Raw genomic sequence first — 5,285 nt, 5'->3', positions numbered from 1 at the left:
GAAGAGCTGTGCACGAGTCCCCTCCCCCCAGAGGCAGACCGCTGCCCGGTCGCACCGCACCCACCACCCCGCCCCGGCCGTCGGTCGCCCGGCGGCCGCGACACCGCGTGCCGAGAGCCGGCCTCGTGCTGGCCACCGCCTTCGGCCTGCTGTGCGCCGCCCTGTTACCCGCCGCCGCTGCCAGGCCCACCGAACCGCAGGACGGCCCCGCGCGCACGGGGGCCGCCGCCGCGGCCGCCTCGGCCGACTGGAAGAACGTCCGCATCGACGGCGGCGGATTCGTTCCCGGCATCGTCTTCAACCGCAGCGAACCCGACCTCGCCTACGCCCGCACCGACATCGGCGGCGCCTACCGCTGGGTGGAGTCGACCAAGAGCTGGAAACCCCTGCTCGACCACGTCGGCTGGGACGACTGGGGCCACACCGGAGTGATCGGCCTGGCCTCCGACAGCGTCGACCCGGACAGGGTGTACGCCGCGGTCGGCACCTACACCAACGACTGGGACCCCGGGAAGGGAGCCGTCCTGCGCTCCTCGGACCGGGGCGAGACCTGGGCCAAGGCGGACCTGCCCTTCAAGCTCGGTGGCAACATGCCCGGCCGCGGCATGGGCGAACGCCTGGCCGTCGACCCCCACCGCAACAGCGTCCTGTACCTGGGCGCCCCCAGCGGCAACGGCCTGTGGCGCTCCACCGACAGCGGCGCCACCTGGGCGAAGGTCACCTCGTTCCCCAACCCCGGCACCTATGTCGCCGACCCGGACGACGCCGGAGGCTACAACGGCGACATCCAGGGCATCTCCTGGGTGACCTTCGACGAGTCGACCGGCAGCGCCGGCGCCGCCACCCGGACGATCTACGTCGGGGTCGCCGACAAGGCGAACAACGTCTACCGCTCGACCGACGCGGGCGCCACCTGGTCGCGCGTGGCCGGTCAGCCCACCGGACTGCTCGCCCACAAGGGCGTCCTGGACGCCGAGAACGGCTACCTCTACCTCGCCTACAGCGACACCGGCGGCCCCTACGACGGCTCCACCGGACAGGTCTGGCGCTACGACACCGGCGACGGCACGTGGACCGACATCAGCCCGATGCCCGCGGCCGACACCTACTTCGGCTACAGCGGCCTGACCGTCGACCGGCAGAACCCCGGCACGGTGATGGTCACCGGCTACAGCTCCTGGTGGCCGGACACGCAGATCTTCCGCACCACCGACAGCGGCGCGAAGTGGACCAGGGCCTGGGAGTACAGCTCCTACCCGAACCGTTCGAACCGCTACACCATGGACATCACCGCAGTCCCCTGGCTCGACTGGGGCGCCAACCCCACACCGCCGGAGCAGACCCCCAAGCTCGGCTGGATGACCGAGGCGCTGGAGATCGACCCGTTCGACTCCGACCGGATGATGTACGGCACCGGAGCGACCATCTTCGGCACCGAGAACCTCACCCAGTGGGACAAGGGCGGAAAGCCCGTCATCAAGCCGATGGTGAAGGGGCTGGAGGAGACCGCGGTCCTCGACCTGGTGGCCCCGCCGTCCGGCGCCACCCTCATCAGCGGCCTCGGCGACATCGGCGGCTTCCGGCACACCGACCTGAACGCGGTGCCGGCCAAGATGTTCCAGTCGCCCAACTTCACCTCCACCACCAGCCTGGACTACGCCGAGTCGAACCCGAACACCGTGGTGCGGGCCGGCAACGTGGACAGCGGCGCCCACATCGCCTTCTCCTCCGACAACGGCGCCAACTGGTGGGCCGGCTCGGACCCCTCCGGGGTGACGGGCGGCGGCACGGTCGCCGTGTCGGCGGACGGCGGCCGCTACGTGTGGAGCCCGGAGGGCGCGGGCGTGCACACCAGTTCGGGCTCCTCCTGGACGGCCTCCTCCGGCATCCCGGCCGGCGCCGTCGTCGAGTCCGACCGCGTCGACGCCAAGAAGTTCTACGGCTTCAAGGACGGCGCCTTCTACGTCAGCACCGACGGCGGCGTCACCTTCACCAAGCGCGCCTCCACCGGTCTGCCCGATGGGACGACCGTGCGCTTCAAGGCGGTGCCCGGCCGCGGCGGCGACATCTGGCTGGCCGGCGGCGCCAAGGACAAGACCTACGGGCTGTGGCACTCCACCGACTCCGGCGCGACCTTCACCAAGGTGGGAGGCGTCCAGGAGGCCGACACCATCGGCTTCGGCAAGCCCGCCCCCGGCGCCACCTACCAGACCCTCTACACGAGCGCGAAGATCGGCGGCGTCCGCGGCATCTTCCGCTCCACCGACGCCGGCGCGAACTGGGTACGGGTCAACGACGCCAAGCACCAGTGGGGCTGGACCGGCTCCACCATCACCGGCGACCCGCGCGTGTACGGCAGGGTCTACGTCTCCACCAACGGGCGCGGCATCGTCTACGCCGACACCGCGGACATCCCCTCGCCGACCGGCCCGACCGACCCCACGGACCCGACCGATCCGACGGATCCCCCGGACCCCACGGATCCGCCGGACCCCGGCGACCCGAAGGGCGCCTGCACGGTCGACTACCGGGTCACCAACCAGTGGCAGGGCGGCTTCCAGGCCGAGGTCAAACTGACGAACACCGGTGACAGCGCCTGGCAGGCGTGGAAGCTCGGCTGGTCCTACCCCGACGGTCAGCGCGTCACACAGCTGTGGAACGGCGCCTTCACCCAGAGCGGCGCCCAGGTCACCGTCACCAACGTCTCCTACAACGGACGCGTCGCCCCCGGCGGCTCGGTCACCGTCGGCCTCACCGGAACCTCGACGGGTTCCAACGGCACGCCCACGGCGTTCACCCGTGACGGAGCCGCCTGCGGCTGACCCACCCGGCCGTCACCGCACGCCGCGCCCCGCCCGGAGCACCCTCCGGGCGGGGCGCGGCGGCGAACTCCGCGGGCCGGCCGAGGAAGCCCCCGTGGTCACCGGGAAACCCCGACCGGCGCGGTGTCCAGGAGCCGAGCCGACGCCAGGGAGGCGGGGTACGTGCTCAGGCCCCGGGAATCGGCGCCGACACCGACCACCACGCCGCCCCCACACCGTGTTCGTGGAACGTGGCGACGATGTCGTCGGCCGCCGCCCGCTGCGCCTCGGCCTCCGGATGCAGCTCGACCAGGGGAGGATCGTGGGCGATGAGCGTCGTCCGCCCGCACCTGCGGCGTGGAGTCCTGGGCAGGGTTGTCGAGGGTGCTGCCGGAGATGCCCCGCTGATCATGGGTGACCACCGTGCGGTCGCCCGCCAGGGAGTCGGACGCCGAAACTCGTCGCCCCGCTCCCCATCGATGTGCTAAACACATCGAATGATCTTGAAGGCCGTACGGGCGGACGCGCGCCCCTGGCAGGACGACCACCTGCGGGAGCTGTTCAGCGAGGGATTTCCGCAGTTCATCACCGCGGACCACCTGGTGAAGCAGCACATCGGCAGGGTCCGGGAGTTCTTCCCCGCCTTCGACCTGATGCTGGTGGACGACCGGGACGTCCCGGTCGCCTGCGGCTGGGGCGTGCCCCTGCGCTGGGACGGGAGCCCGCAGGACCTCCCCGGCGGCTACTCGCAATCCCTGGTGCGCGCCGTCGAAGGGCACGAGGCGGGGGAGGAGCCCGACACCCTGGTGATCTGCGGCGCGATCGTCACCCCCTCCCTCACCGGCCGGGGCCTCGCCGCACAGGTGCTGACGGCACTGCGCGCGGCGGCGGGGGAGGCGGGCCTGACCAGGGTGATCGCCCCGGTCCGCCCGACGCTCAAGGCCCGCTATCCGCTCACGCCGATCGGGACCTTCCTCACGTGGTCCCGCGAGGACGGCCTGGCCCTGGACCCCTGGATCCGCACGCACCAGCGCTTGGGCGCCGTCGTCCTCCAGCCCGCCGAGGTCTCCCAGACGATGACCGGCACGGTCGCGGACTGGGAAGGCTGGACCGGCATGGCCTTCCCCGACTCCGGCGCGTACGTCATCCCCGACGGCCTCGCTCTGCTGCACGTCGACCGGTCGGCGGACCAGGGCCTCTACCAGGAGCCGAACGTGTGGATGCGGCACGTCTGAGCCGCCGGCGCACCGGCCGGCCGCCGGGCCTCAGGCGACGTGACTGCCACCGGGCATGAGATCCGCCAGGGATCGCTGTCGCACGGCCAGCAGCGCGACGTCGTCGGTGACATGACCGTGGGTGTGCTCACGCAGGGCGTCGAGCAGCAGACCGAGGAGGTCGGCGGGAGCGACACCCTCCGGACGCCGGCCGGCGAGGCCCTCCAGCCAGGACCGCAGGGGGAAGAACTCGCCGGCCTTGTTGCGCGCCTCGGTCACGCCGTCGGTCACCAGCAGCACCGTCTCCCGCGGCTCGAGCGGCAACCGGCGGACGGCGGGGGTCCCGCCGACCAGTTCGGCCATGCCGACCGGGGCGCCCTCCTGCTGCGGCAACTGCCACACACCGCGCGGGCCGATCACATAGGGCCCGTCGTGCCCGAAGTTGACCACTTCGACCGTGTTCGGCTCCGTGTCGGGAAAGGCCAGGACCACCGCGGTCGCGAACCGCTCGCCCTCGTCGCCGACGGCCCGCCGCAACAGGTTGTGCCGCCGCAACCCGTTCTCCATGCGCTCCGCGACGACGTCCAGGTCCCGCTCGTAGTAGCCGGCCTCACGGAAGGCACCGGTGACCGCGCCGGCCGTCGACACCGCCGGCAAGCCCTTGCCCTGCACGTCACCCAGCACAACACGTGCCCCGAACGGGGTGGCCAGCACGTCGTAGAAGTCACCGCCGACCCGCGCCTCCACGTCCGCCGCCCGGTAGCGGGCCGCGGACTCCACCCCGCCCCAGTCGGGCGGAATGCGGCGCAGGACGACCTCCCGGGTGGCCTCCGCGGAACTCTGCAGGTGCCGCACGTAAGCGTGGGCCTGCGACCTGAGCACCGCGATCAGCAGCGCCAGCGCCGACGCCGTGATCTCCAGGACGAAGTCCTCCGTCCGGATGAGCACATCGGGGTGGGTGACGTCGATGTAGCGGTTGAGCACCACCACGACCACCCCGAACATCAGGGTGACGGCGGGCGAGCAGACCCCCGCCGCCAGCAGCGGCACCATCAGCAGCCAGTTCACGATGCGGATGGACGGGCCGAGCTCACCGACGACGACGATGACGATCAGGGCGCTGGTGGGAATCACCCACGCCGCCCGGTCGAAGCGCGTCAGCAAGGGCTCGCGCCTCCCCTGCGAGGCGATCCGACCACGTCGCGAGTTCCAGATCACCGGCCCAGTCTCCCTCCGCCCCCCACCCCCCGGCGGCATCACGCGCCCACAC

Annotated in this window: 3 protein-coding genes; 2 read left to right on the top strand and 1 reads right to left on the bottom strand. The window is 72.0% G+C overall.

Annotated elements, in window-relative coordinates; all coding sequences use genetic code 11:
* The first annotated feature begins 125 nt into the window (after window positions 1–125).
* Together ACOV8S_RS21475 and ACOV8S_RS21470 are read left to right on the top strand one after the other, a co-directional pair.
* A complete protein-coding gene (locus ACOV8S_RS21475; RefSeq protein ID WP_448319519.1) occupies window positions 126–2,822 on the top strand; it encodes a cellulose binding domain-containing protein in 2,697 nt (898 codons plus the stop codon).
* Window positions 2,823–3,298: 476 nt separating this feature from the next.
* Window positions 3,299–4,036 carry a GNAT family N-acetyltransferase gene (locus tag ACOV8S_RS21470; RefSeq protein ID WP_448319518.1) on the top strand — a complete coding sequence of 246 codons (738 nt, stop codon included), beginning with the start codon at window positions 3,299–3,301 and terminating at the stop codon, window positions 4,034–4,036.
* 30 nt (window positions 4,037–4,066) lie between these two features.
* Here ACOV8S_RS21470 and ACOV8S_RS21465 read toward each other — a convergent pair whose 3' ends face one another.
* Window positions 4,067–5,179: a PP2C family protein-serine/threonine phosphatase gene (locus ACOV8S_RS21465; RefSeq protein ID WP_448319516.1), complete on the bottom strand. Its 1,113-nt coding sequence runs from the start codon at window positions 5,177–5,179 to the stop codon at window positions 4,067–4,069.
* Window positions 5,180–5,285 lie beyond the last annotated feature (106 nt).

Source organism: Streptomyces sp. CO7, assembly GCF_053474865.1.
Note: the sequence above shows the minus strand (reverse complement) of the source record. Positions and strands in the feature narration are given on the sequence as shown.

Bases quoted from the DNA above. Each gene is read 5' to 3' on its own strand.
- ACOV8S_RS21470 (WP_448319518.1), top strand. From the start codon at position 3,299: ATGATCTTGAAGGCCGTACGGGCGGACGCGCGCCCCTGGCAGGACGAC.